The 26,197-nt window shown below is 33.0% G+C and carries 24 protein-coding genes; 14 read left to right on the forward strand and 10 right to left on the reverse strand.

Going from position 1 to position 26,197, the window contains the following annotated elements; genetic code table 11:
- Nucleotides 1-6: 6 nt before the first annotated feature.
- Together E0W69_RS10030 and E0W69_RS10035 are read right to left on the reverse strand one after the other, a co-directional pair.
- Nucleotides 7-1,239 (reverse strand): ABC transporter permease, encoded by a 1,233-nt coding sequence (locus E0W69_RS10030; protein ID WP_131329924.1) that lies wholly within the window; start codon nucleotides 1,237-1,239, stop codon nucleotides 7-9.
- 117 nt (nucleotides 1,240-1,356) lie between these two features.
- Nucleotides 1,357-1,770 (reverse strand): DUF5606 family protein, encoded by a 414-nt coding sequence (locus E0W69_RS10035; protein WP_191968026.1) that lies wholly within the window; start codon nucleotides 1,768-1,770, stop codon nucleotides 1,357-1,359.
- Nucleotides 1,771-1,924: 154 nt separating this feature from the next.
- Here E0W69_RS10035 and E0W69_RS10040 point away from each other — a divergent pair, with 154 nt between their 5' ends.
- Together E0W69_RS10040 and E0W69_RS10045 are read left to right on the forward strand one after the other, a co-directional pair.
- The gene (locus E0W69_RS10040; protein ID WP_131329925.1) at nucleotides 1,925-2,635 is read left to right on the forward strand and encodes a copper resistance protein NlpE; all 711 of its coding nucleotides are present in this window, start codon (nucleotides 1,925-1,927) and stop codon (nucleotides 2,633-2,635) included.
- Between the two features lie 43 nt (nucleotides 2,636-2,678).
- A complete protein-coding gene (locus tag E0W69_RS10045; protein WP_131329926.1) occupies nucleotides 2,679-4,484 on the forward strand; it encodes an ABC transporter ATP-binding protein in 1,806 nt (601 codons plus the stop codon).
- A 3-nt stretch (nucleotides 4,485-4,487) separates the two neighbouring features.
- On the opposite strand, the gene E0W69_RS10050 is transcribed toward E0W69_RS10045, so the two are convergent.
- Complete coding sequence (locus E0W69_RS10050; protein ID WP_131329927.1) at nucleotides 4,488-5,015, reverse strand: hypothetical protein; 528 nt, start codon at nucleotides 5,013-5,015, stop codon at nucleotides 4,488-4,490.
- 178 nt (nucleotides 5,016-5,193) lie between these two features.
- Between E0W69_RS10050 and queA the strand changes: the two genes are divergently transcribed.
- Nucleotides 5,194-6,243: a tRNA preQ1(34) S-adenosylmethionine ribosyltransferase-isomerase QueA gene (gene queA, locus E0W69_RS10055; RefSeq protein WP_131329928.1), complete on the forward strand. Its 1,050-nt coding sequence runs from the start codon at nucleotides 5,194-5,196 to the stop codon at nucleotides 6,241-6,243.
- Nucleotides 6,244-6,305: 62 nt separating this feature from the next.
- Here the strand turns inward: queA and E0W69_RS10060 are convergent, their stop codons facing one another.
- Nucleotides 6,306-8,765 (reverse strand): S9 family peptidase, encoded by a 2,460-nt coding sequence (locus E0W69_RS10060; RefSeq protein ID WP_131329929.1) that lies wholly within the window; start codon nucleotides 8,763-8,765, stop codon nucleotides 6,306-6,308.
- 103 nt (nucleotides 8,766-8,868) lie between these two features.
- Here E0W69_RS10060 and pepT point away from each other — a divergent pair, with 103 nt between their 5' ends.
- Genes pepT through E0W69_RS10075 form a run of 3 tightly spaced genes read left to right on the forward strand, consistent with a single transcriptional unit; the run spans nucleotide 8,869 to nucleotide 12,039 of the window.
- On the forward strand, nucleotides 8,869-10,092 hold the full coding sequence (gene pepT, locus E0W69_RS10065; RefSeq protein WP_131329930.1) for a peptidase T: 1,224 nt from the start codon (nucleotides 8,869-8,871) through the stop codon (nucleotides 10,090-10,092).
- A gap of 8 nt (nucleotides 10,093-10,100) precedes the next feature.
- Nucleotides 10,101-11,120 (forward strand): UDP-N-acetylmuramate dehydrogenase, encoded by a 1,020-nt coding sequence (gene murB / locus E0W69_RS10070; protein ID WP_131329931.1) that lies wholly within the window; start codon nucleotides 10,101-10,103, stop codon nucleotides 11,118-11,120.
- A 1-nt stretch (nucleotide 11,121) separates the two neighbouring features.
- Complete coding sequence (locus E0W69_RS10075) at nucleotides 11,122-12,039, forward strand: 2-dehydropantoate 2-reductase (RefSeq protein WP_131329932.1); 918 nt, start codon at nucleotides 11,122-11,124, stop codon at nucleotides 12,037-12,039.
- A gap of 82 nt (nucleotides 12,040-12,121) precedes the next feature.
- On the opposite strand, the gene E0W69_RS10080 is transcribed toward E0W69_RS10075, so the two are convergent.
- Nucleotides 12,122-15,286, reverse strand: coding sequence for a TonB-dependent receptor (locus E0W69_RS10080; RefSeq protein WP_131329933.1), 3,165 nt, complete (start codon nucleotides 15,284-15,286; stop codon nucleotides 12,122-12,124).
- Nucleotides 15,287-15,633: 347 nt separating this feature from the next.
- Between E0W69_RS10080 and E0W69_RS10085 the strand changes: the two genes are divergently transcribed.
- Nucleotides 15,634-16,269, forward strand: coding sequence for a peroxiredoxin (locus E0W69_RS10085; protein WP_131329934.1), 636 nt, complete (start codon nucleotides 15,634-15,636; stop codon nucleotides 16,267-16,269).
- A 113-nt stretch (nucleotides 16,270-16,382) separates the two neighbouring features.
- Nucleotides 16,383-16,991 (forward strand): 2,3-bisphosphoglycerate-dependent phosphoglycerate mutase, encoded by a 609-nt coding sequence (locus E0W69_RS10090; RefSeq protein WP_131329935.1) that lies wholly within the window; start codon nucleotides 16,383-16,385, stop codon nucleotides 16,989-16,991.
- Nucleotides 16,992-17,089: 98 nt separating this feature from the next.
- Here the strand turns inward: E0W69_RS10090 and E0W69_RS10095 are convergent, their stop codons facing one another.
- The 3 genes from E0W69_RS10095 to E0W69_RS10105 form a co-directional block, all read right to left on the reverse strand.
- Entirely contained in the window at nucleotides 17,090-18,154 is a 1,065-nt protein-coding gene (locus E0W69_RS10095) for an agmatine deiminase family protein (RefSeq protein WP_131329936.1), read from the reverse strand.
- A gap of 12 nt (nucleotides 18,155-18,166) precedes the next feature.
- Nucleotides 18,167-19,042, reverse strand: a complete 876-nt coding sequence (locus tag E0W69_RS10100; protein WP_131329937.1) for a carbon-nitrogen hydrolase — start codon at nucleotides 19,040-19,042, stop codon at nucleotides 18,167-18,169.
- A gap of 87 nt (nucleotides 19,043-19,129) precedes the next feature.
- The gene (locus E0W69_RS10105) at nucleotides 19,130-19,789 is read right to left on the reverse strand and encodes a protein-L-isoaspartate(D-aspartate) O-methyltransferase (protein ID WP_131329938.1); all 660 of its coding nucleotides are present in this window, start codon (nucleotides 19,787-19,789) and stop codon (nucleotides 19,130-19,132) included.
- A gap of 174 nt (nucleotides 19,790-19,963) precedes the next feature.
- On the opposite strand from E0W69_RS10105, the gene E0W69_RS10110 reads away from it, so the two are divergent.
- Together E0W69_RS10110 and E0W69_RS10115 are read left to right on the forward strand one after the other, a co-directional pair.
- The gene (locus E0W69_RS10110) at nucleotides 19,964-21,190 is read left to right on the forward strand and encodes a nucleoside permease (protein WP_131329939.1); all 1,227 of its coding nucleotides are present in this window, start codon (nucleotides 19,964-19,966) and stop codon (nucleotides 21,188-21,190) included.
- Nucleotides 21,191-21,538: 348 nt separating this feature from the next.
- A complete protein-coding gene (locus tag E0W69_RS10115) occupies nucleotides 21,539-22,072 on the forward strand; it encodes a lipid-binding SYLF domain-containing protein (RefSeq protein WP_131329940.1) in 534 nt (177 codons plus the stop codon).
- A 34-nt stretch (nucleotides 22,073-22,106) separates the two neighbouring features.
- Here E0W69_RS10115 and E0W69_RS10120 read toward each other — a convergent pair whose 3' ends face one another.
- Nucleotides 22,107-23,117, reverse strand: a complete 1,011-nt coding sequence (locus E0W69_RS10120) for a hypothetical protein (protein WP_131329941.1) — start codon at nucleotides 23,115-23,117, stop codon at nucleotides 22,107-22,109.
- Between the two features lie 120 nt (nucleotides 23,118-23,237).
- On the opposite strand from E0W69_RS10120, the gene E0W69_RS10125 reads away from it, so the two are divergent.
- The 4 genes from E0W69_RS10125 to E0W69_RS10140 are packed head-to-tail and all read left to right on the forward strand — an operon-like array spanning nucleotide 23,238 to nucleotide 25,595.
- Entirely contained in the window at nucleotides 23,238-23,744 is a 507-nt protein-coding gene (locus E0W69_RS10125) for a GNAT family N-acetyltransferase (RefSeq protein ID WP_131329942.1), read from the forward strand.
- Nucleotides 23,728-24,234, forward strand: a complete 507-nt coding sequence (locus tag E0W69_RS10130; protein ID WP_131329943.1) for a MarR family winged helix-turn-helix transcriptional regulator — start codon at nucleotides 23,728-23,730, stop codon at nucleotides 24,232-24,234. Before E0W69_RS10125 ends, E0W69_RS10130 begins: the two co-directional genes overlap by 17 nt.
- Nucleotides 24,234-24,722, forward strand: a complete 489-nt coding sequence (locus tag E0W69_RS10135; protein ID WP_131329944.1) for a GNAT family N-acetyltransferase — start codon at nucleotides 24,234-24,236, stop codon at nucleotides 24,720-24,722. The genes E0W69_RS10130 and E0W69_RS10135 overlap by 1 nt, the downstream gene beginning before the upstream one ends.
- A gap of 9 nt (nucleotides 24,723-24,731) precedes the next feature.
- On the forward strand, nucleotides 24,732-25,595 hold the full coding sequence (locus E0W69_RS10140; RefSeq protein WP_131329945.1) for a helix-turn-helix domain-containing protein: 864 nt from the start codon (nucleotides 24,732-24,734) through the stop codon (nucleotides 25,593-25,595).
- On the opposite strand, the gene E0W69_RS10145 is transcribed toward E0W69_RS10140, so the two are convergent.
- Nucleotides 25,592-26,152, reverse strand: coding sequence for a DNA-3-methyladenine glycosylase I (locus E0W69_RS10145; protein WP_131329946.1), 561 nt, complete (start codon nucleotides 26,150-26,152; stop codon nucleotides 25,592-25,594). The two genes, E0W69_RS10140 and E0W69_RS10145, sit on opposite strands and share 4 nt — an antisense overlap.
- Nucleotides 26,153-26,197 lie beyond the last annotated feature (45 nt).

Raw genomic sequence — 26,197 nt, forward strand, 5'->3', positions numbered from 1 at the left:
AAATATTTAGTTGAAAGCGATTGCTTTCACTGGTTTTATGTTTTTAATAATGAATACCGGTATCAAAAGTGAAATATAACAAACTATAAATGTCGCAGCACAAACAAGCAAAATCTGTCCCCACATCATAGCAACCGGAGCAGAAGATACATAGTAGGAATTTTCATCTAATTTTATGAATCCAGTAAATTGCTCCAATAAACATATACCAACTCCAACTATAAATCCAATAATAATTCCTTTTATTGCAATTACGGATGCATAGTTAAGGAAAATTCTTCTTAATAATGAGTTTTGAGCACCTAATGATTGTAATATACCAACCATTGCAGTCCTTTCTAAAACTAAAATCAATAGACAGGTAATAAGATTGATAATAGCTACAATTGACATCACTATAAAAATAACATTTCGATTAACATCTTGAATATTTAACCAATCAAAGATACTTGGGTAAATTTCCTTAATCGTTCTACTCACCCATGCATCAGGTAATTCATCATACAAAAAATCGCTAACGGTATCCATCTGATGATAGTCTCTTAAAAAGACTTCATAACCGCCAATTTCTTTATCAGACCAACCGTTTATTTTTTGTATCAAACGAATATCGCCAATTGCAAATAATTTATCATATTCCTCAATCCCGGTTTTATAAAAGCCTACCACTCTCATTTTTCTTGCAATCGCATTTTGTTGTTCAGAAGAAATGAAATATAGAACAACTTGATCGTTGAGTTTTATTTTCAATTCATCTGCAATGGGCTGAGAGATGACAATTTCTCGACTATAATTCGTATCAGAAAAATTAGGCCAATGTCCTGATTTTAAATAGGGATCGAGATTTTTGAAATTATAGTTTTGATTGACACCTTTTATTAAAATACCTTCAATATCTTTCTTTTTATCCAAAATCGCGGACTTAGTTGCAAATGGTTGAATCGTCTCAATTTGAGGTGTGGATTTTAATATTTGTAAAACCGTATCATTAGCTGAAATTGGAGATTCTTCTGCAACCAATGCTTTACTCGGCATATATTCCATCACGCGCAAATGCCCCCAAAAACTAAATACCTTTTGGCTAATGGTTTTCTGAAAACCAGTTACAAAACAAATGGTAATAATCATCGCCGCAACACTTAAAGCGGTCGCTGCAGTGGCTAACCGAATGATAAAACGAGAAAAAGTTTTCTGTTTATTAAATGCAATCCTTTGGGAAATAAATGAAGCGACATTCATATTTATGCGAAATAACTAAAATCTGAAAAAAGTACCTAAAAGTTTACATAATTGAAAGATAAATTATAAGAAAAGAGGGCTTAAAAGCCCTCTTTTACGCATTATCTTTAAATGATATTAATCTTCAGTTACTTCTTCCGTAGCTGGAGCTTCAATATCAAATGCAATACCATTATTTTTGATAATTGTAAACCATTTGATCATTTTTTTGATATCACTATTGTACACTCTTTCAAAATCCATTGTTGGATATACTTTGCCGAAGTAAGCTTTAATTGCATCTACATCTTTGTCAGATGGCAAGATTTCACTGCTTTTATCCATTGCTTGAAATACTTCAATTAAATTGACATTATCTTCTGTGGTATATACTTCAATGCTTTCTAAATGAGAAAAATTGTGTTGACGAGAAGATGCAAATTTAATTTTACCATCTTCCAATGATTTAACGATCGCACCATCATTTTTACTTCCAACCAATTCAAATAAGCCACTTAATCCTGTCACGGATATAATTCTTCTATATTCCATATTGTTTATATTATAAATCAGTGGGCGAAATTAATATTCGCTTTTGAAATAGCACAGAAATACTTAAAAAATATTAAAATTTTAAAGTAATTTACTCTAATTTAAGGTATGATTGGCATTAATATCTTTAATTTGTTGCTTAAATTCTAGGAAAATGAAAAGATGGTTCAGTTTTTTATTTAGTCTTGTTTTACTTTTCTTGATAGCTTGTAAAAATCACCCTGCAGAAAATGCTTCTGTAGAAAAAAAAGATACACTTATAAATACTGAATTTAATTCTAAAGAAATAAATGGTTTATATGAGGCGACTTTACCATGCGCCGACTGTGGCGGCATCCAATCTAAATTGGTTTTAAATAAAGATTTCACCTATTTATTGGAACAGAATTATTTAGGAGTTAAAGATACCACTCAACATATATTTTATGATTTAGGTAACTGGGAGATCAATGATAGCACGTTGACCTTAATGCCTAATACTCCTGACACATTAAGGTTTTTTGTAAAAAATACGGACACTTTAAAAATGCTTAATCATGATGGCTCCGTAAATACGGATAGTCTTGCATCCAAATATATATTTACTAAATCGACACAACAATTTAATCAAATAAGCCCCGCCTTGGTAAGTGGAGTGATTGAGAAATCAGAAAATATGCAAATCACCCTTTGTGCTTGGAACAAAACTTTAAACGTGCATTTTTCTCCAAAATCTCAAGTCGAATTCAATAAAGCGTGGAAATCATTGAAAAATCCAGATGCAGATAAAGCCATTTTTCAAGGAGAAGTCAAGTTATCCAAAGATTTCAAACAAGCTGAAATTATTAAAACAATTGGCATTTTCGAAGGAGAATCTTGCAAATAAGCAGTCTCTGCACTTGCATAATATTCTGTAATTTTGCTAGCGTATGAGTGCAAATAGTAAGAAGACAATATTTGATTTTTCCCTTTTTAACCGTATTTTTAGTTACGCTAGACCATATAAAAAGCAATTTTATTTCAGCATATTTTTGGGTATTTTATTGGCTATATTTACGCCAATTCGTCCTTATTTGATACAATTAACCATCAATCATGCGACTGGGAAAAATCACATAATTCCAGCTTGGTTACAGTTTTTTTTACCTAATGGTGTAAAAAACAACGTATTACAATTCATTTTTGATCTTACAATTTTTCAAATTATCTTTTTGATTATTGAGTCATTGGCTAGATTTGCATTTAGTTTTTTAACTTCATGGTTGGGGCAAAGTGTTGTAAAAGATCTACGAATTTCTATATATGAAAAAATTACACAATTTCAATTAAGACAATTTGATCGTACCCCCATTGGAACATTAACAACGCGCACGATTAATGACATTGAAAGTATCAATGATATTTTTTCGGATGGCTTTATCCCAATTATTGCAGATTTATTGACCATAATTGTGACATTATTTACGATGTTTTACATTGATTGGAAATTGGCGATTATTTCCATTATTCCGCTCCCACTTTTATTTGTCGCCACATATTATTTCAAAGAATCCGTAAACAAAAGTTTTATCAAAGTAAGAAATGCAATCGCGCAATTGAACGCCTTTGTACAAGAACATATTTCTGGTATTGCGATCGTACAATCTTTCGCAGCAGAAGATCGCGAACAAACAAAATTTGAAAAAATAAATAGAGGTCATCGTGATGCCAATATCCGCGCCATATTTGCTTATAGTATTTTCTTTCCAGTTGTGGAGATTATTATGGCTTTGAGTATGGGATTATTGATTTGGTGGATTTCTGATCATAAATTGGATTCGGGTTTACTAGTTTCTTTTCTTTTATATATAAATTTGATATTCAGACCATTGCGTGTGATAGCCGACAAATTTAATGTTTTGCAAATGGGAATGGTCGCCGCAGAAAGAATCTTCAAAGTTTTGGATAATAATGATAACGAAGTTGCCAATCCAAAGGGAATTATTCCAAAAATATTAAACGGAAAAGTTGATTTTGATCATGTTTGGTTTGCCTATAATGACGAGAATTTTGTTTTAAAAAATGTAGATTTTCATATTAATCCAGGCCAAACAGTTGCCTTAGTCGGTCATACGGGAAGTGGAAAAACGTCGATAATAAGCTTGATTAATAAACTCTACCCTATTCAAAAAGGTAAAATTTTAATCGATGATATTTCTATAGATAAATATCAATTGAACGCACTACGAGAAAATATTGGCATTGTGTTACAAGATGTCTTTTTATTTTCAGGGTCAATCATGGAAAATATCACTTTGCGTAATCCCAATATTTCCAAAGAACAAGTTATCGAAGCTGCAAAATTGATCAACGTTCATGATTTTATCATGCAATTACCTGATAATTATGACTTTAATGTACGCGAACGAGGAAATACTTTAAGTCTTGGACAAAGACAATTGATTTCGTTTATTCGGGCAGTTTTGTATAATCCATCCATTTTAGTTTTGGATGAAGCGACCTCTTCTATTGATACAGAAAGTGAGATTTTAGTACAAAATGCCATGGAAAAACTAATTCATGGACGCACATCCATTATCATCGCACATAGACTTTCTACAATTAGAAAAGCGGACAAAATCATTGTTTTGGACAAGGGAGTGATTCAAGAAATGGGTTCGCATGATGAATTATTGCAACTAGGTGGGTTTTACTACAAACTACATGAAATGCAATATCAAGGCGAAATGGAGTAATGATTATTTCTTGGTGGGAGCAGCATGCATTATTTCATCTACTAATTTCAAAACACTATTTTCCAAATTAGAATTGGTGATAAGGCTATAATCCTTGCCATTATATTTGAATTTTCCGAAAATTATTCCAGCCTTATTATCTTTTCCATTTCCAATTAATTCAGTTGCGCGATATTCTGAAACTTGTCCATTTATTTCAGAATTTTCAACTGTCTTTTTTCCATTTATTTTATCCGAAATATAATACTGCTTTTCTGTACCGGTGCTCACTCCGATTGCTAACAATAATTGACCATTTCTTGTCACTTGAAAGGAATCAGCGGGTACTGTTTCTATATATTTTTCAATCTCGTTGGGCTTGAGTGTATCATATTTTGCTTTACCAAGATTTAAACTTACCGGCATATAATAGTGAATTAGAGAGTCGTTTCCATCTAGAGGAATGGCATTTTTCTCTACAATTTTCAATTGCGCCTTGGAGAAATTAGCTATAAAAAAGTAAAAAATAAAGAGTAAAAAATATTTCATCATGTGTAAATAATTTATACCAAATCAAGCCAAGGTTTATTTGGTTTTTCGCTAAATTTAAAGTAACTTTGCACGCTTACAAATTATCATGCCGTAACATGACACTTTAGTAATTATCCGTCAAGATAAACAAAAAGTGAATGTATGTGGCCTATTAATTCAAATATTACTAAATAGACACATGAAATTATCACAATTTCGCTTCGATCTTCCACTCAATCTCATTGCCCAACATCCTACAAAAAAAAGAGAAGATGCCAGAATGATGGTATTGGATCGTAAAACAGGCAATATCGACAATAAGAATTTTCGCGATATTTTGGATTACTTTGACGACAAAGACGTATTTGCGATCAATAATACAAAAGTTTTCCCAGCTAGAATGTATGGTAGAAAGGAAAAAACAGGTGCAAAAATAGAAGTTTTTCTTTTAAGAGAATTGAATAAAACCAACAGACTTTGGGATGTTATCGTTGATCCCGCAAGAAAGATCAGAGTTGGTAATAAATTATATTTCGGAGAAAATGATGAGCTTGTTGCGGAAGTGATTGACAACACCACTAGTCGTGGTAGAACGATTCGTTTTCTTTGGGAAGATACAGAAGAATCTTTCCGTGTAATGTTAGAATCCATGGGTGAAACTCCATTACCAAAATATATCAAAAGAAAACCAGACGAGGAAGATCGTGAACGGTATCAAACTGTATATGCAAAATATGAAGGTGCCGTTGCAGCGCCAACTGCTGGTTTGCATTTCAGTAACGAATTGATCAAAAGATGCGAAATCAAAGGTATTCGTTTTGCTGAGGTTACTTTACATACTGGTTTGGGTACATTCCGTCCTATTGAAGTAGAAGATTTGAGCAAACATAAAATGGATGCAGAATACTACCGAATAGACGAACAAGCTTGTAAAATTGTCAATACTGCAAAAGAAAGTAACAGAAAAATCTGTGCTATCGGTACCACAACGATGCGTGCATTGGAAAGCAGCTTCACTTCCGAAGGTTTATTGAAACCAAGTGAAGGTTGGACAAATGTATTCATTCACCCTCCATACAACTTTAATATTGCGAATAGCTTGGTAACTAATTTTCATTTACCTAAAACAAGTTTGTTAATCATGTTGAGTGCATTTGCAGGATATGATTTGGCAATGGAAGCGTATCAAAAAGCAATTAAAGATAAATATCGTTTCTTTAGTTATGGAGATGCGATGTTAGTTATCTAATTTTTTTATTTTTTATTTTTTTCAGCCCATTTTTCTTTTTTGAAAAATGGGCTGTTTTTATATTAGTTTGTATCTGGAATATCTTTATCTGCTTCAATCATATCTACCGGACGGCGCCAATCATTTAACAAATATTGACTATAATAGTCACACAATCTCCAAAAGAAATACTCTTGCATATTGCCATACGCATGACGTTGACCAGGCAATAACAAGAAGTCAAATCGTTTATTTGCTTTAATCAATGCATCTATAACACGGTACGTATTTCCCGGATGTACATTGTTATCAATATCACCTGTTGTCAACATCAAATGTCCTTTAAGATTTTTGGCTATAGATGGATTCGTTGCAATATGATATTCAAATGAAGTATCGCCTTTGGCACTAATATTCTCTTTTACACCGTTATGCGTTTCACTCCACCAACGATTGTAAATGCGATTATCATGATTGCCCGACGAAGAAACGGCCACTTTGAAAAAATCTGGATAAACGAACATTGCAGCCGTACTCATAAATCCACCACCACTATGTCCATGTATACCAATTCTATTAATATCTAAAAATGAATATTTGGCACATAATTGTTCGGCTGCCGCTTTTTTATCAGCTAAACCATAGTCACGCAAATTTCCATATCCGAAGGTATGATACCATTTGCTACGTGCAGGATTGCCTCCACGATTTCCAATCGTAATAACCACCAAACCAATCTGCGCCAATCTATCTGTACGATCTGCGACCTTTCCAAACATATAATTTACCGCTTCGGTTTGTGGACCAGGATATACATATTCCACTAAAGGATATTTCTTGGTACTATCAAAATTAAATGGTTTATACATTACACCATATAAATCGGTAATACCATCGTCTGCTTTCACTTTAATTATTTGCGGATATTTATAACCAGCAGCGAAAAAAGAGCTCATATCACAAGTATCCAAACTCAACACGGTTTTACCCGTTCCATTATATAAAATTGATTTGGGTGCTGCATCTGCACGAGAATAATTATCTACGAAATAAGTAGCATTATCATTCATGCTAATCGTGTGATAATAATTTACCTTATCTAACAATTGCAAGCTACTACCATCCAAATTGATTTTGTAAAAATGTAAATAGTAGGGATTTATTCCATCTTCCCTACCGCCAGCAGTGAAATACAAAATGTTATTTTTCTCATCTACGCCCTCAATACTTTCACAATGGAATGCACCAGTAGTAATTTGATTTTTTAATTTTCCATTGGAATCATAGAGATAATAATGTCCCCATCCATCGCGCTCACTCCATTCGATAAATTCCTTTCCATTTTTAATTGCGTAAAGCGGCTGTGTATTAATGTAGGTATTCATTCTTTCCCCAAAAAGAGAATCAACTTTTCCATTTAGAACATCTACAGATAAATAATCAATTTTTTTCAGGTCACGACTGCTACGACTTACATAAAATTTGGAATTATCTCCCATCCAAATATTGGGACGCCAATCATCATCACGCGTAGATTCTTTGTATCTCAATCGCTCTACACCAATAGTTTGATCTTTAAATTTATTCAAATCCAATCGTTGAAAACGCTTATCTGATGCATTGAATAATAACAACTCAGATTGTGGAATACTCGTATCGCCAGGCATTTCGTAACGATAAGTTTCTAGTGTTGGGCGAGGATTGGACAAACTATTTATCACCCATAAATCTTTTACTTTTCTTTCATCGGTGCGGTGCAATACGAAATGTTTACTATCTGGAGACCAAGTAATATATGCCCCTCTGCGATTATCCTTATTTTTTTCATGCTCAACATTGTCCTCCCCATCTCCATCGCTACCATATGCATAGTGATCTACACCATCTTTGGTAATTTGATGTTCAACTATTGTACTGTCTTTTTCCTTGATTAATGCTTTTTTATAGTCAGCCCAAGACATCCAATACAAATTAAAATGTTTGGAAAATAAAACCATAGAACTGTCAGGCGCAATGGACGCCCAACCATAATTTCTTTTTGGACGAATAAAATCTGTTAATTCAGTTAATTTATTTTGAGCAATATTATAAGTGAAATAATAGATTTTTTTCTCTTTAGTCGTTTTTATATTTTTTTTATCTGTTGAATCTTTTTTCTCAATCTCTTCAGTAGATTTTATTTGAAAACGAATCGTATTTTCATCCGCTAAAAATTGTAAACTATCAATCGGTAAATGGTGCGCTTCAAATGGATACTTTACTATTAAAGTCAATTGTGCCGCCAATTTTACTGGATCAAACATGTCTTTTTTACTTCCAGTACTCGCATCAACAATATACCAATGTTGACTGTTAGGCGTCTCAAATTCGTACCAAAACTTGTTATTACTTTTTAGCCAATGTGGATCCACATTTTGCGTAAATAACATCTTCTTTTGTTTTTCTGGAGAAAAACGAGAAGCCAATTCGTAATTTGCTTTCGTCTGTGCATTTCCTGCGATTGCCAAACAGGTAAAGCAAAGTGCAGATAAAAATTTAGTCATAAGCCAAATATAAACATAAAACACAGTCCATTAATCGTTCAATTCAAGTTTTTCTCCTTCAGACTTTCCGTTACCTTTGGCAGTAGCAATAAAATGTAGAATTATGTTGGTGGAAAGATTTTTAAGATATGTACAAATAGATACGCAAAGCAATGCAGAAAGCACAAGCACGCCTTCCACATTGAAACAATTGGACTTAAGTAAAGTCCTCGTATCTGAGTTGAAAGAGATAGGTTTGGCCGAAGTGGAATTGGACGAATACGGTTACGTATATGCTACAATTCCATCCAATATTGAAGATAAAAATATTCCAACAATTTGTTTTTGTAGTCATGTTGACACTGCACCTGCCTCTAGTGGTACGAATGTCAAACCTATTTTGCATAAAAACTATGACGGCGGTGATATCATTTTACCAGATGACACGACACAGATTATCAATACATCCAAATATCCCTATTTAAAAAATCATATTGGCAAAGATATTATCACTGCGAGTGGTTTGACATTATTGGGCGCGGATGATAAGAGTGGCGTGGCAATTATTATGCAATTAGCAGAAAACCTTCAAAATAACCCAGATATAAAACATGGGGAAATAAAGATTCTATTCACACCGGATGAAGAAATTGGATTGGGCGCAGAGTATGTCAATATTCAAAAATTAGGTGCAAAATTTGGCTACACTTTGGATGGTGGCGATTTGGGAGATTATGAAGATGAGACTTTTAATGCAGATGGTGCGCATTTAACTATCAATGGTGTGAGCGCGCATACTGGTGACGCAAAAGGTAAAATGATCAATGCTTTAAAATTAGCAGCGGAAATTTTACGAAAATTACCAAATGACTTCGCGCCAGAACATACTAGCGGTCGGGAAGGTTTTATTCATGCAGATGAAATTACGGGAAATACAGAGCAAGTAAAAATCGAATTTATCCTTAGAGATTTTGATATTCAGAAATTGGAGAATTTGGGTAAATTATTAAAAAATATAATTGATGAAGTCGTTTCTCCTTATGAAAATGCGAGCTACAAATTAGACATTTACGAGCAATATCGTAATATGCGCACGATCATTGAACAATATCCAGACATAAGAAAGAAAACAGAGGAAGCTTATAAATTGGCTGAAATTCCTTTCAAGAGCGAACCGATACGTGGTGGCACCGATGGTTCTCGATTGAGCTATATGGGATTACCATGTCCTAATATTTTTACCGGAATGCAAGCGATACATAGTAAACATGAATGGATTGGCGTATATGATATGGAAAAATCATTGGAAGTTCTCACACACTTAGTACAGATCTGGGCAAAAAATTAAACGATAAAATGAGCATTTTAAATAATATCTCGCTTAAGCCATACAATACATTTGGAATAGATGTTATGGCAGAGCAATTTGCAGGATTCGAAAGTCAAGCCGAACTAGTTTATATACTTGAACAAGCTAAAACAACTACTCCTACTTTAGTATTAGGAGGAGGTAGCAATATTCTTTTAACTAAGGATGTACAAGGTTTAGTTCTGAAAAATGAAATTAAGGGAATTAAAATATTAGAAGAAACGGACGACTATGTTTTAGTGCAAGCAGGTGCTGGTGAAATATGGCACCCATTCGTAAGAAAATGTATCGAAAAAAATTATAGTGGCATTGAGAATCTAAGTTTGATTCCGGGCTGTGTCGGCGCCTCTCCTATGCAAAATATCGGAGCATACGGTGTTGAAATTAAAGATATTTTTTATAGTTTGGATGCCTATCATTTACAAGATAAGCGTGTTGATACAATAAAAAAGGAAGATTGTAATTTTGGATATCGAGAAAGTGCATTTAAAAGAAAATGGAAAGGAGAATATATAATTTTGAATGTTACTTATAAACTATCTAAACATCCACAATTTCATGTAGAATATGGTGCCATAAAGGAAGAATTAGAGAAAATGCAAATCGATAATTTATCCATTAAGGCCATTTCTGATGCGATTATTAATATTCGTTCGAGTAAATTACCAGATCCAAAAATCATAGGCAACGCAGGATCTTTTTTCAAAAATCCGACAATAGAAAAAACACAATTTGAAAAATTAAAATCAGTATTTCCACATATTAAAGGCTTTACTATAGAAGGTAATATTGATAAAATTAAAGTGGCTGCAGGTTGGTTAATTGAGCAAGCCGGTTGGAAGGGATTTAGAGAAAAGGATTATGGTGTACACAAAAATCAGGCTTTGGTATTGGTAAATTATGGCTCCGCAACTGGAGCGCAAGTTTTTGATTTATCGACTAGAATAATACATAGTATTGAAGATAAGTTTGGAATAACATTAGAACGCGAAGTTAATATTTTATAGTATGATAGTTTCAATTATAGGTTCGGGTGCTATAGGAATGTTTTATGGCACATTGCTTATTGATGCAGGCGAAGAAGTCCATTTTTTATGTAGAAGTGACTATGAAACTGTAAAAGAGAAAGGGATTTTTATTGAGTCCAAATTAAGAGGAAATAAAACTTTTGAAAATATCCATGTACATAAGGATAGTTGCGATATGCCCATTTCGGATATTGTTATTGTCAGTTTGAAAACTACAGAAAATGAAAAGCTTTTACCTGTATTATTACCTCCTATTGTTAAAAAAGAAACGACAATTGTAATTATTCAAAATGGATTAGGTGTAGAGGCGGATGTTGCAAAACTTTTTCCAGATCAACAAATTATAGGCGGATTAGCTTTTATTAGTAGCAGTAAAGTTGCCCCTGGTCATATTCTGCATATAGATCACGGCAATTTGAGTTTGGGTTATTTCAATCATGTCAATGAGCAAAATATTCAAACTATTGTTGCAAAATTGAATCAACAAAATATCAAAGTGATACTTTCGGATGATTTAAACAAATTACGTTGGCGTAAATTGGTATGGAATATAGCTTTTAATGGAATGACGGTGGTTCTTGGCTGTCAGACCGACAAACTTATGCAATCAAAGGATTTAATTGGATTATCTAAAGATATAATGGAAGAAGTAATCTCTGGAGCCAAGGCTTGTGGAGCAGAACTAGATGTAAATCTACCTTCTCAAATGATCCAATATACTATTGATATGCCCGCCTACTCTCCTAGTATGAAATTAGATTACGACCATCAACGCCCAATGGAAATTCATTACATATATGAAGAACCTATAAGAATAGCTAAAGAAGCAGGTTACTATATGTCAAAAGTCGATATGCTAACGAAACAATTAAAATTTAAACAACAATTCGAATATTAGTACTTGATTCTTTTAATCAAATTATGAGCTATAAAAAAGGCTGGCAAATTTTGCCAGCCTTTTTTATAGCTCATAATTGAATCTAGAATTCATATCTCAAACCTAGCTGCATGTTCCATCTTGCCCCAAAAGTAGAGTAAGACCAAGGCTTACCAGTATAACTATTATTACCATATTGACTATTAAAAGTATAAATAGGTGTTACTGTTGTACCATTTGTATTGAAATGATCAATTGTTAATGGAGAAGCTGATTGATTTGATAAATAATATGATCTACCCCAATGATCATTTAATAAATTACTTACATTCATTATGTTACATTCAACTGTAATTTTATTACCGTTACCCAATTTATAACCTTGTGATAATTTCAAATCAAAATGATTTTCCCAAGGCAATCTTGAAGCATTTCTTTTTGTATATTTTCCTAAGTTATCTTTAAGATATTTATTACCATTCACATAGGTCATCCAATCATCATATTGGCTAGCTACTTTAAAATCAGAAGCTTGATTTGGAACAAACATTACATCTTGTGCAACTTTAGAAACAAATGTTGTAGTAGATTGGTTATCTCCATTCACATCTCCGTAGAATAGGTAACTAAATGTTTGACCACTTTGCCCTGTAAAGAATAAACCAATATTAGTATTCCAAGCATTATCTTTTCCGTAGTTAAATACCTTAGCTACATAAGCCATTATACGACCACCTTGAGAATAATTATTACGCGCTTCTTGTAAATTATTCAAATTGCCTGTCGTTGTATAAGCATAACGCCAATTTGAATAGGCTGTTGAACTCGTTCCATCATTAAGAGAGTAAGAGTTACCATAAGAATATGAGATACTTCCCATCCATCCTTTTGTAAACGTTTTCTGTAAACGAGCATAAACAGTATAAGAATAACCCATAGACGTATTAGTTAAATACATGACATTCGTATAGTTTTTATCAATACGAGTATTATTATAGAAAGGTCTAGTATTACCATCTATATCTAACGTATAACTAGCATTCTCTTGTAAGTTCAAATCTTTATATAAGATATCATGAACAGTTTTTGTATAAATACCTTCAATTGTTCCGACCAATCCCCATGGTAATTTTTGATCTATTGCTAAATTAGCACGGAATGTTTGTGGATTTTTGAAATTTCTATCCGTTACATCAACTTCTGTTGCTGGTTGTGAATTACCTGCTGTTGCAGTTCTGTAAGGATTGGAAGGATCAAATTTGATTGCAGAATTAGTATATGCCTTTGTAATGTTTTCTTTAATAATTGTTGAACCTGTATTTCCATATTGGTTCGATAACCAAACCAAAGGTACACGACCAGTAAATATACCTGCACCACCACGTAATTGAGTCATACCATTACCTTTAATATCCCAATTAAAGCCAATACGAGGAGCAATCATAACACGAGATTTTGGTGCTAATGTATTGTTTACATTATTGTCAATAGCAATTTGAGAAGCATTAAATTGATCATTAGCATCAGCCTTATTGAAGTAAACTGGCATATCAAAACGAACGCCATAATTCAATGTAAAATTAGATGTAACATCCCATTTATCTTGAATATATAGTCCAAATTGAGCACCTTTAGGACCTACGCCTTTTGTTGTTCCGTCTTTTCTATAGGTAGTTTGATATTGATCAATAGAATCAGTCAAAAAGTGATTGAGTGAATTGTAGGTATAGCCACCATAAATACCTTGATAAAAGACGTTACTTACAGACACAAACTCATTATGTGTACCTAAAGTCAAAGTATGCTTACCTGCGTAATATGTAAGATTGTCTGTTAGTGTAAATACATTTTGATTTAATGAATTAGCTTGTGAGCTATAATCAGAACCTACATTATAAGTGGCATTACCATCATTTATTGTAATAGATGGATAAGGCCCTGCTCCTAATACTCTTTTATCTCTTACAGAAGTGTAAGTAGCTCTTAATAAATTTGATAATTTTGGAGAAATATTACTAGTTAATTGTGCAACTGTTGAATTTGTTTTGGATTTAAAAGTATAACCATTATTTTCAAATGACATACTGTTATTCCCATCAGATAAACTATAGTTATTTGCTTCAACATAACTATTTCTTATCATCAATTTATTTTTATCATTAATATTCCAATCTACACGAGCAAAAAAGGTATTACTATTAATAGTATTATTTAAGCCATTATATGCACCAGGATCATAATTATAATTTGTCTTCATAAAATTAGAAATTTGATCTAAAGTTGCGGTATTAATATTACTACCTCCTGTTCCTGGTTGATTATTAACTGGTTGAGATCTACGATAACCTTCATAGTTAACAAAGTAAAATAATTTATTCTTTACTATTGCCCCTCCAAGGCGACCGCCAAAATAAGAGCTATGAAATTTTGAAAATTTTGATTTATCATCAGCACTATTTCCTGTCCAATTTTGGTTTGTCGTATAACCATAAGCAGAACCATGCATTTGGTTGGTTCCCGATTTTGTAACTGCATTCAAACCACCTCCAGTGAAACCACCATATGTTATATCATAAGGGGACATCACTACTTGTACACTTTGAATAGCATCTAATGGAATTGGATTAACCCCAGCTTGTCCACCATTGGTTCCATTTGAAGACAATCCAAATATATCCGTAGAATTAGCACCATCAATCGTGAATTGATTGTATCTCGTGCTCTGACCACCAAAACTTATACCCATCGGACTTCCATCGGCACTACTATTTCTTACTTGTGCAATCGGACTCAATCGAGCAAAATCATTTATGCTTCTATTAACTGTAGGAAGTTCTGTCAATTCTTTTTGTCCGATTTGTACAGACATTCCCATATTATTCTTACTAATTAATGAATTTTTCCTAGAAGTTACAGTAGCACCTTCTTTAATGTTAGGATCTTGCATTACGCCATTAATTTTATTACCACTTCCTAAGTCTACATAAACATCATTAAATGTTTGTGTTGTTAATCCAACATAAGAAAATGTAATTGTGTAAGGTCCTCCAGCTTGCAAATTTGGTAATGTATATGCTCCATCACTTTGTGAAATTGCTTTAGAGACAAAGCCTGTAGTTACAAGAACAGCTTTTACAGAAACTCCATCTAGTGGTTTTCCTGTAACATCAGTAACAATACCTGAAATACTTCCTGTTGTTACCTGCGCCCAAATGGCTCCTGGTAACAAAAAGAAAATACATAATTGTAAAAATCTTTTAAATAACATAAAATATAGAATTTGCTCGCAAAGTAACGTTAAAAAACGTTAAATGCTTTAACAATCCAATAACTTAATAAATCCTTAATATTTGTTTTTTGATAAATATTATTTTTTTTGTTTTATTTAAAACACTTATGAATATTAAGAGCTTATGTTTAGTTATTATCTAAAATCTTTAGAAAAAAACTATATATTTTATTTTAAATAATATAAAGGTTTAATTGGATTATATATTTATTTTATTTACATATATTAAAGACGCATATTTTAACACTTAATTTAGTCTATTAATTTTATAGATTAAACGTTTATTCTTTATATTTGAACTCATTTTTAATCTAAAACAAAAAAATATGTCATTACATCTTGGCGATACTGCACCTAATTTTCAAGCAGTTACAACAGAAGGAAATTTAGATTTTTACGAATATTTGGGTGATAGCTGGGGCGTGCTATTTTCTCACCCTTCAGACTTTACACCTATTTGCACCACAGAATTAGGTAAAACAGCCGCTTTAAAAAGTGAATTTGCCAAAAGAGGAGTCAAAGTTATAGCGTTGAGTGTAGATAGCTTAGAAAGTCATCAAAAATGGGCAAAAGATATTGAAGAAGTAGGTGGTGTAGCTATTAATTATCCGATTATTGCAGATGAAGATCGTAAAGTTTCTACCTTATATGATTTTCTTCATCCCAATGCAGCAGCAACTACAACAGTTAGATCCGTCGTAATCATCGGACCGGATAAAAAAATAAAATTGACATTAACTTACCCACCTTCCACAGGTAGAAATTTTAATGAAATATTACGTGTAATTGATTCATTGCAACTTACTGCAAATTATAGTGTCACAACTCCTGCCAACTGGCAAGATGGGGAAGATGTAGTTATCTCTCCAGCTATTAATGACGAAGATGCAAAAGTTAAATTTCCAAAAGGTTTCAAAACCGTAAAACCATATTTGCGTTTTACGCCACAACCAAATAAGTAAATAATTTGTTATATATTTTTTAACAAAAAGACCAACATAATCGTTGGTCTTTTTGATTTTTATATAAAAAATTAGTTTACATTTATTTCCCTTTTTAACTTAAAAATTGATGAATGCCTGAATTAGTAATTGTTAGACACGGTCAATCCCAATGGAACTTAGAAAACAGATTTACAGGTGAAGTGGATGTAGACTTAACGGATAAAGGACGCGAAGAAGCGCATAGTGCCGGAAAAAAATTAGAAGGTTATCATTTTGATTTGGCTTTTACCTCAGAATTAAAAAGAGCACAGGAAACATTGGAAATAATTTTAAACGAAATAAAAGAACCAAATATACCCATTCATAAAAACAAAGCTCTCAACGAAAGGAATTATGGCGACTTACAAGGCTTAAATAAAGCAGAAACTGCTATAAAATTTGGTGAAGAACAAGTTCATATATGGCGAAGAAGTTACGATATCGCTCCGCCAAATGGAGAAAGTTTAAAAGATACCTACAACCGAGTGATTCCATATTATCAAAAAGAGATCGCGCCGCTATTACATAGTGGTAAAAATATAATTATTGCTGCTCATGGCAATTCCTTGCGATCTTTGATGATGTATTTAGAAAATATTACCGCAGAAAATATTGTTCAAGTAAATATACCAACAGGCGTTCCAAGAGTATATACTATTGATAAAATGAATCAAACAATTATAAGTACAAAATATTTATAATTGTTTCAATTTTTTCAAACTCCAACATTATTCATTTTTAAAATGATGTTCCTATAAAAATAAAATAAGGACCATTAAATAGGTCCTTATTAATTAATTTATGCTTCTATGATTGCTGGTTCTTGTTGACTCAGACAGTGAAAACTACCTAATCCCCATATAATATCTGTAGAATCTATTCCTATAACTTTCCGATCGGGAAATTGAGATTGAATAATTTCTAATGCAATTGTATCTTTTTCACAACGATATGTCGGAACGATCACTACATTATTGGCAATATAGAAATTTGCATAAGAAGCTGGCAATCTTTGTCCATCGCAATAAACTGGATCTGGCATTGGGATCGTTACAATTTTCAAAGGGTAACCATTGATCAATCGCATCTCCTTTAATTGTTCCAAATTCTTTTGTAAAATTTCATAATTCTCATCTTCTTTATTGTCCTCTAACACAGCGATAACCGTGTGATCATTAACGAAACGAACAGTATCATCAATATGTCCATCTGTATCATCACCAACAATCCCATCGTCAACCCACAAAACTTGTTCGACTCCATAATATTTTTTCAAATACTGTTCGATTTGCGTTTGAGATAATTGCGGATTGCGATTTTTATTTAAAAGACAAGATTTAGATGTTAAAACAGTGCCGGCGCCATTGAAATCAACCGAGCCACCTTCCATAATTATCCCCGGATAAATCACTGGAATATTTAAAGCATTTCCGATTAAAGTTGGAATTGCATCATCCAAATCAAATGGAGGATATTTCCCACCCCAAGCATTAAACCCCCAGTCCAAGATAATCTTTTGAGGACCATCTTCAAACTTGTTGATCAAAAAAGCCGGACCATGATCGCGGCACCAAGCATCATTTGTTGGATGCAAATAAAAATGAACATTTTCCAAATTAGCTTCGACCTTTTTAATATGCGCCAAAGCAAAATTTTTCATTTCTTCATCCTTCACATTAATGCAAACTTTTTCATGAAAAGAAAGTTCCTTAATGAATTGTGCATATGCTGGATAAATCAGATCAATTCTTTCAGGCCAAGATTCTTCTTTATGCGGCCAACTCAACCAAGTGGCTGCATGTTTTTCCCATTCAGCTGGGAAACTATAACCAGAAAGACTTATTTTATTATTTGTCGTACTCATTGAAAATGGGTATTAATCTTCGTCTAAAAATCTTTTTGTAATGGGTTGATAGGAATCAATTCTTCTATCACGCATGAAAGGCCAATGCGTTCTGTAATGATTGGATTCTGTCAAATCCAATTCTTCTACATGTACCAATTCACCTTCATGTGGCGCTTGATATTTCACACGTCCCATCGCATTCGTAATGAAAGATCCACCCCAAAATTTCATCGCGCCATCTTGTTCGAAACCCACACGATTAACGCTTACCACATTTACTCCGTTTGCTACAGAATGACTTCTTTGAATGGTTTGCCAAGCATCAAATTGCTCTTTATTGGTAGGTTCGTCTTGAGATGTCGCCCAACCAATAGCAGTTGGATAAAATAAAATCTCTGCTCCTTTCAATGCTGTAATGCGCGCTGCTTCAGGATACCATTGATCCCAACAAATCAATACGCCAATTTTTGCATATTTGGTTTGGAAAGTTTTGTATCCTAAGTCACCTGGAGTAAAGTAAAATTTTTCGTAAAAAGCTGGATCATCCGGAATATGCATCTTACGGTATTTACCTAAATAGGTTCCATCAGCATCAATCACTGCGGTTGTATTATGATATAATCCTTCTGCCCTTTTTTCAAATAATGGAGCGATAATTACCACCTTATTCTCTTTCGCAACTTCTGACAATATATCGGTTGTAGGACCAGGAATAGATTCCCCTAATTTAAAATTTTCATAGTCTTCCACATCACAGAAATACAAGGTATTGAACATTTCTTGAAGACATACAATCTGAGCACCTTGCTGAGCAGCTTCTTTAATTTTGATAATTGCTTTATCAACATTTGCCTTTTTATCAGCGACACAACTCATTTGCACGATACCGACCTTAACTTTTGCCATTCTAAAAGCGATTTAAAATTTGGTCGCAAAGATACAAAATTGTGTAAAGGTTTGGATGAGTTACAAATAGATAATTTCTATTCGAAATTAGCTGTTTTTCCCTTTCAACATTGGAACAAATTCAAATTCGGAAAACTCTTCTTTTGTAATACTTCCGTCAACTTGTTTGATAATGCGCATCATTCTTTGTTTGCCATTTTCTGTATCCAAAGGAATCACCATAATACCACCAGTAATCAATTGATCAACCAATCTTTCTGGTATATAAGGCGCTGCAGCAGTAATAATAATTTTGTCAAATGGAGCATAGCCAGGCAAACCAGCAAAACCATCTCCATAAAACATTTTCAATAATCGAAATTGCTTTAAATAGTCAAATTGTTGATTATTGAGATATAGTTCCTTTTGTCTTTCAATAGTAAAAACCTTCGCGCCTAATTGCGCCAAAACGCAAGCTTGGTATGCGCTTCCCGTACCGATTTCTAATACTTTATCTTTCGGTTTTAAATCCAATAAATGTGTTTGAAATGCAACTGCATAAGGTTGTGAAATGGTCTGACCAGCGCCAATATCAAAGGCTTTGTCCTCATAAGCAATCCGATCAAAGGCAGAATCTAAAAAGAAATGTCTAGGAACATCTCTAATCGCATCTAATACTTTCTCATTGGAAATACCTCTTTCTCTTAAGCTTTCTATTAACTTGTTTCTTAATCCTTTATGATAATATTGATCTACTAATTGTCTCATTTCAGATGCAAAGTTACGATTACAAATGCTTGATTAATAAGCATGTGGATAAATGTTACTCATGGAAATAATTTTCCCCTAATAAAAGTAAAAAGTGCATTTTTCTAAATAGAAAGTTTTATCTTGACATTTTAACGGAATTCCTTCTAATTTAAAGAATTCAATCTTGTCTATATGAAAAAAACGATTCAAGCTCGCTTAGCGCTTATGATGTTCTTAGAGTTTTTTATTTGGGGTGGCTGGTTTGTCACTATGGGAACTTTTTTGGGTAGCAAATTAATACAAGCCAATGGCAATCAAATAGCTACTGCTTATTTGAGTCAATCTATTGGAGCGGTTATTGCACCATTTATAGTGGGATTAATCGCCGATAAATATTTCTCCGCACAGAAGATTTTGGGGTTTTTACATATTGTTGGTGGCATTATTTTATGGAAAATTTCTTCAGTTACAGATTATAGTTCTTTCTTACCCTTAATCATGATTTACATGATTATTTTCATGCCGACCCTTGCGTTGGTGAATACTGTTTGTCTTAGGCAAATGACAGACAGCAACAAAGAATTTCCTCCGATTCGCGTATTGGGAAGTATTGGATGGATCATTGCAGGATTAATTATTGGTTGGCTTGCATGGGAAAAGAAAGATGCAGTTACAGAGTTTACTCATTTGAATAATACTTTTTTAATGGCAGCTGTAGCTTCTGTTTTGCTTGGTTTGTATAGTTTTTCGCTACCATCTACGCCTCCATTAAAAAAAGGACAAAGTTCCAGTATTCGAGATTTGCTTGGTTTGGATGCGATTGGTTTATTGAAAAACAGGTCTTATTTGATATTTTTTCTTGCATCCATTGCTATTTGTATTCCATTATCATTTTACTACAATTTCACCAATCAGTTTTTAAATGAAGTTGGAATGGAGGGTGCTGCGGGCAAACAATCTTATGGTCAAATATCTGAAGTATTATTTATGTTGTTGATGCCTTTATTTTTCAAAAAACTTGGGGTAAAAAAGATGTTGGCATTTGCTATGTTGGCATGGGTAATTCGATACGGGTTCTTCGCTTATGGAAATACGGGAAGTGGTTTGTGGATGTTATTGGGAGGTATCGTATTACATGGTATTTGTTATGATTTCTTTTTCGTTACAGGGCAAATTTATACAGATAATCATGCAGGAAGCCAATTTCAAAGTGCGGCGCAAGGTTTCATTACGCTTGCTACTTATGGCGTAGGTATGTTAATCGGAACTTATCTTTCGGGCTGGGTTGTGGATCATTACGCATTGGCGGACAATACGCATAATTGGAACCATATTTGGCTCATCCCTACCGGAATTGCATTGGGCGTGTTAGTTTTATTCTTGGCCTTATTTAAAGAAAAAGACACTATAAAGCAATAATTATTTTTTATAAGTAGCTTAATAATAAGCCTTTGTTTCTTTTCTCTTGATAGAAAAGAAACAAAAGATCAAGGCTGTATTGTCTTAACTAAAAATCAATCGTCTCGTCGGAAAGAATATAAATTGCTTCGCGCTACTTCGTGGTCGCTTCGCTCAGACACATATTCTTTCTTTAGACTCCACTAATTGATTTTCTTAATGTTAATCCAATAATGCCGATTATCAAAACAATGAATTGATTTTTTGAAAAAGTATTTTAAACTTACTATAGATTTTTTTTTACAAATAGATAACAATTCGAAATTTGCATTGGCATAAAAATTGGTTTTTATAGCTAAAATAATAATTATGAAACGCTTAAAAACAATCTTAACGTTAGGTCTTGTATTATTAATATCTGTTGGTATTAATGCCCAAACGTCAAAACAAAAGAAGATCATTAAAGATGCTGAAATAGCCAAAACGACTTTAATTGAAAAAGATAATGGTTTAAAGAAATTTTTCAACAATGCTGCGGGTTATGTCATTTTCCCAAATGTCGGAAAAGGTGGTTTAATTGTAGGTGGTGCATCTGGTAATGGGGCCGTCTATGATCATGGGAAATTGGTAGGAATGGCCGACTTAAAAAAAATAAATATAGGATTACAAGCTGGCGGTCAGGCTTTTATTGAAGTTATATTTTTCGAAACAGCTAAGGAATTGAAAAATTTTCAAGAAAGCAATTACGAATTTTCAGCAGATGCATCAGCAGTAGCCTTAAAATCAGGTGTTTCTGTAAATGCAGAATATAAAAATGGGGTAGCCGTGTTCACTTTACCAAAAGCAGGTTTGATGGCTGATGCGTCAGTTGGAGGACAAAAATTTACATATAACGCGCTGTAATAAAAGTTTGCATAAAACTTTAGAAAGCGAGATTTTATCTCGCTTTTTTTATGTCCATAAATAATAAAGTCGAAGAGTAAGGACGTTTGGGTGTGTATTTGTCATTCAAAATGAAAAAACCATTTTTATACATAGCCAAACCTTCCCAATTGTAAGCCCAGTAATTCTCTGGTAAATCCATAATTGGTTGATAAGAATAACTGTCATTTTCATTGATTAATTTCACTATTCTCGCATAACTTTTCCATTTTCCATCAACAAAAACGGTATTGTAATCTTTCGCATCATTTTCAATACGATAAACAGCATCTCCACCGCCACCGTTAAAGAAATAATTAATAGCATAAAATCCACCTTTCGTGTCCGAAATGTCGGTAATACGAAAAGGTATTTTCGCAATGGATTCGTATTGTAATGTTTTAGGATTTAAATCTTTATTCACAACGACCAATTTATTTTCTTTATCGAAATAATTATATTCGAAAACCGCAATTAATTGATTTCCTTTTACTTCGAGCGATTCATAACCTGCGTTATAGACATTTTTACCATTCGAATCTTTGGGTTTGGGTAGGCCAAGAAAATGAATAGAATCTAAAATAATCGATTGATTTTCTAATTTTCCTTTTAATAAATAACATGAGTCAGAGGGCGTATCCGTTTCAATACTGAAAAAAAATTCCTTGCCATGTATCGCCATAGCTTCTAATCCTTCATATTTTTGATTGCGTGCATCTATTTGCATTCGGATATTAGACAGGCCAATGATTGGCAATCTCGCACTTTGAGGAGTATAACTAGAATCTTTAATAGATTTTTGTAATTCTTTCGTTGAAATTTTATCTACAAATGCAGGACGATTATCTTCCAATCTTGACTCACTCATGAGAAATAAAGCGCCATCTGACAGATACAAACTCGAATATTGATTGTCATAATAAGAAACATTTGCCGGCAATTTAATAGAGTGAACATCCAATTTATTTTGACCAAAACAAAGATTTCCAATTAACAGACTAGCTATACCAATTGATTTCAGATTCATATTCGAATGATTATTTACAAATATTCAAAAACTCTTTTCAATTAAAAAATTGCACAGAAAATTTATAAAAACAATTTTACATATTATTTTATGTATTTAACTACATATATTTGCACATATATGAAAGAAATCGAAATAAAACCCTTGAATAACATGTATACTGAAGCTTGTATTCAACTCATTTTAAATATTCAGCAAAATGAATTTGGCGTTCCAATTACGCGTGACGACCAGCCAGATCTTTTAGATATTGAAAAGTTTTATTTAAATGACGGCGGTATCTTTTTGGGTGCGTTCGTTGAAAATAAATTAGTAGGAACAATTGCCTATTTGAATATGGGACATCACGCTGCGGCAATGCGCAAAATGTTTGTAGCGAAAGAATATCGCGGCAAAGAATGGAAAATCGGTCAACAACTTTTGGATAGATTTGAGATGATATGTAAAGAAAAGAATATTCAAGATGTGTATTTGGGAACTTTTCATGTATTAGAAGCTGCTCAAAAATTTTATAAAAAAAATGACTATATACAAATAGAAAAAGTGAAGCTCCCCTCCTATTTTCCATTGATGCAAGTAGATGATGTTTTTTTCCATAAAAATTTAGAAAATGCTATTTCAAGATAATAAAATCAACCAAGTTGGTGCATTAGCTATATCAACAAGGATGCAAAGATTGGCAGACACGATTCGAAAAGATGGAGAATTGATCTACAGATTGTATGGTGTCGATTTCCAACCAAAATGGTTTCCTGTATTCATTACGTTGAAAGATGCTAAATCATTGACTGTGACAGAATTAGCTGATCAGATTGGCTACGCTCATCCATCTACAATTAGTCTTTTAAAGGAATTGGAAAAAAACAAATTGATTGTTTCTAAAAAAGATAAAACAGACGAACGAAAACGCGTCATTAGTTTATCTAAATCGGGATTGGAATTACTTAGTCAGATCGAACCCGTTTGGGATACGATGCAAAAAAGCATTGATGACTTAATCAACAATCAAAATAATCTACTCTTAGCAATCGAAGAAATGGAAGAACGGCTTTTACAACAATCCTTTTTTCAAAAAGCTATGGAATTAAAAAATCAACAATCTAATAATCAAAAATAATGGAAACAACGATAGAATATAGTCTTATAGACGTCAAGGATGACGCAACACTTTCCTTTGTTATTAAAAGAATATTTGAAGAATTTGGGATTGATATACCTGGAACCGTATACACTGATCCTACGACAGATCATTTATCCGAAGTATTTAAAAATCCAAAATCCGTCTATTGGGTAGCCAAAGAAAATGGAAAAATATTGGGCGGGTGTGGTGTATTTCCGACGGACGAATTACCTGGAGGTTATGCAGAATTGGTAAAATTTTATCTTACCAAAGAAACACGAGGCAAAGGAATTGGTAGAGCTTTGATGGAAAAATGTTTTGATTCTGCACGCGAATTAGGATTTACACATTTATATTTGGAAAGTTTTCCTAATTTGTCGAAAGCGGTTTCCATGTATGAGAAGAATGGATTTGTAGCTTTACCGCACGCGCTTGGCAATTCTGGTCATTACGCATGTACGATTTGGATGGAAAAAGAACTATAATTTTGTGCTATGGCAAGTAATAATTTATACTTTGAACTGAACTATAAAAAAATCGGATTTAAAATTATTAACAAAGAAAATCCGAATTTGGATGATGTAAGTAATTATATCAAAGTATTGATTTTGCCTAAGAACTATACGATTGAGATCGACTTCAATAAAGTAGAAACGAAACGACCTACTTTATTTTTTATCAATGCAAATCAATCAGTCCAACTAGAGAAATTAAGTAAAGAAGATGGATTTGCATTGTTTTACAATCGAGATTTTTATTGTGTACAGATACATGATGCGGAGGTTGCATGTGACGGACTACTATTCAATAATCTATTTAATATTCCAACGATCGAACTAGAAGACAGTCAAGCGGAATTATTTTTTCAACTATTTCAAAATATAAAATCAGAAATTACTTATCCAGAAGCTACTGGTGAGGAGCTCATTAGAACCTATTTAAAGCAAATGATCATCCTTGCAACGCGTAGTTGGAAAAAACAACATTTAAGTGATTCGTTGAATAGTTCGCATAAATTGGATCAAGAATTTTTCAGAGAATTTAGTCGCTTAGTGGAAATTCACTATAAAGAAAAACATAGTGTGGCTGACTATGCGCAACTATTAAATCTTGCGCCCAAATCCCTCAATCAGAAACTAAAAAAGTTAAATGTAGAAAATCCAAACGAACTCATTAAAAATAGAATCGTATTGGAAGCAAAGCGTTTATTAAAATACACCAATCTTTCTGTAAAAGAAATTGGGTATGAATTGGGATATGAGGATCCGGCTTATTTCAATAGAATGTTTACGCAAAAAAGTAAATACTCTCCTGCTATTTTTCGTAGAGAAGAGCATTTGACAGAAGTATTAGATTAAACTTTGGATTTTTGCGCCCATTTGGGTTTTGTTTTTAAGATTTTCTTATAAATGATGCATTTTTCATCGTGCGCACCAGGCAAGAATCCAATGCTCATCAGAAATTCGTTGACAATCTCTCCACCGGTAAATTTGAATTGCTTTTTAAAAATCTTAACCCATTCGTCCTTTGTTTTTGGATGATGTGATTCCAACCATTTTTCAAACGAACCGAATTCTTTTTGTAATTGTAGGATTGTTTTCGCATTTTCAATTGCAGCATTTACTTTCAATTTATTTCGAATAATCCCGGCGTCATTGAGCAATCGTTCTCTGTCTTTTTCCGTATAAGAAGCAACTTTTTTGATACTATAATTGCTATAAGCTTTTCTAAAAGCTGGCTCTTTTTTCAAAATTGTTTCCCAACTTAATCCTGCCTGATTGATTTCTAAAATCAATCGTCCAAATAGCTCATCGTCATCATGTATCGGAAAACCATATAGATTGTCATGATAATTTTTATGCAAAATCTTGCGTTCCTCAGGTGTCATTCGATCGATTACATCACAATAAGACATAGTTCATTATTTTGATTCAAATATAAAATAAACCATTCCAAATTT

Origin of the sequence: Rhizosphaericola mali (genome assembly GCF_004337365.2) — a bacterium.
Classification (GTDB): Bacteria; Bacteroidota; Bacteroidia; order Chitinophagales; family Chitinophagaceae; genus Rhizosphaericola; species Rhizosphaericola mali.

Bases quoted from the DNA above. Each gene is read 5' to 3' on its own strand.
- E0W69_RS10105 (WP_131329938.1), bottom strand. From the start codon at position 19,789: ATGAGACAATTAGTAGATCAATATTATCATAAAGGATTAAGAAACAAG.
- E0W69_RS10080 (WP_131329933.1), bottom strand. From the start codon at position 15,286: ATGTTATTTAAAAGATTTTTACAATTATGTATTTTCTTTTTGTTACCA.
- E0W69_RS10140 (WP_131329945.1), top strand. From the start codon at position 24,732: ATGGCAAGTAATAATTTATACTTTGAACTGAACTATAAAAAAATCGGA.
- E0W69_RS10085 (WP_131329934.1), top strand. From the start codon at position 15,634: ATGTCATTACATCTTGGCGATACTGCACCTAATTTTCAAGCAGTTACA.
- E0W69_RS10050 (WP_131329927.1), bottom strand. From the start codon at position 5,015: ATGATGAAATATTTTTTACTCTTTATTTTTTACTTTTTTATAGCTAAT.
- E0W69_RS10090 (WP_131329935.1), top strand. From the start codon at position 16,383: ATGCCTGAATTAGTAATTGTTAGACACGGTCAATCCCAATGGAACTTA.
- E0W69_RS10060 (WP_131329929.1), bottom strand. From the start codon at position 8,765: ATGACTAAATTTTTATCTGCACTTTGCTTTACCTGTTTGGCAATCGCA.
- murB (WP_131329931.1), top strand. From the start codon at position 10,101: ATGAGCATTTTAAATAATATCTCGCTTAAGCCATACAATACATTTGGA.
- E0W69_RS10125 (WP_131329942.1), top strand. From the start codon at position 23,238: ATGAAAGAAATCGAAATAAAACCCTTGAATAACATGTATACTGAAGCT.
- pepT (WP_131329930.1), top strand. From the start codon at position 8,869: ATGTTGGTGGAAAGATTTTTAAGATATGTACAAATAGATACGCAAAGC.
- E0W69_RS10095 (WP_131329936.1), bottom strand. From the start codon at position 18,154: ATGAGTACGACAAATAATAAAATAAGTCTTTCTGGTTATAGTTTCCCA.
- E0W69_RS10135 (WP_131329944.1), top strand. From the start codon at position 24,234: ATGGAAACAACGATAGAATATAGTCTTATAGACGTCAAGGATGACGCA.
- queA (WP_131329928.1), top strand. From the start codon at position 5,194: ATGAAATTATCACAATTTCGCTTCGATCTTCCACTCAATCTCATTGCC.
- E0W69_RS10035 (WP_191968026.1), bottom strand. From the start codon at position 1,770: ATGGAATATAGAAGAATTATATCCGTGACAGGATTAAGTGGCTTATTT.
- E0W69_RS10145 (WP_131329946.1), bottom strand. From the start codon at position 26,152: ATGTCTTATTGTGATGTAATCGATCGAATGACACCTGAGGAACGCAAG.
- E0W69_RS10075 (WP_131329932.1), top strand. From the start codon at position 11,122: ATGATAGTTTCAATTATAGGTTCGGGTGCTATAGGAATGTTTTATGGC.
- E0W69_RS10115 (WP_131329940.1), top strand. From the start codon at position 21,539: ATGAAACGCTTAAAAACAATCTTAACGTTAGGTCTTGTATTATTAATA.
- E0W69_RS10030 (WP_131329924.1), bottom strand. From the start codon at position 1,239: ATGAATGTCGCTTCATTTATTTCCCAAAGGATTGCATTTAATAAACAG.
- E0W69_RS10130 (WP_131329943.1), top strand. From the start codon at position 23,728: ATGCTATTTCAAGATAATAAAATCAACCAAGTTGGTGCATTAGCTATA.
- E0W69_RS10045 (WP_131329926.1), top strand. From the start codon at position 2,679: ATGAGTGCAAATAGTAAGAAGACAATATTTGATTTTTCCCTTTTTAAC.
- E0W69_RS10120 (WP_131329941.1), bottom strand. From the start codon at position 23,117: ATGAATCTGAAATCAATTGGTATAGCTAGTCTGTTAATTGGAAATCTT.
- E0W69_RS10100 (WP_131329937.1), bottom strand. From the start codon at position 19,042: ATGGCAAAAGTTAAGGTCGGTATCGTGCAAATGAGTTGTGTCGCTGAT.
- E0W69_RS10040 (WP_131329925.1), top strand. From the start codon at position 1,925: ATGAAAAGATGGTTCAGTTTTTTATTTAGTCTTGTTTTACTTTTCTTG.
- E0W69_RS10110 (WP_131329939.1), top strand. From the start codon at position 19,964: ATGAAAAAAACGATTCAAGCTCGCTTAGCGCTTATGATGTTCTTAGAG.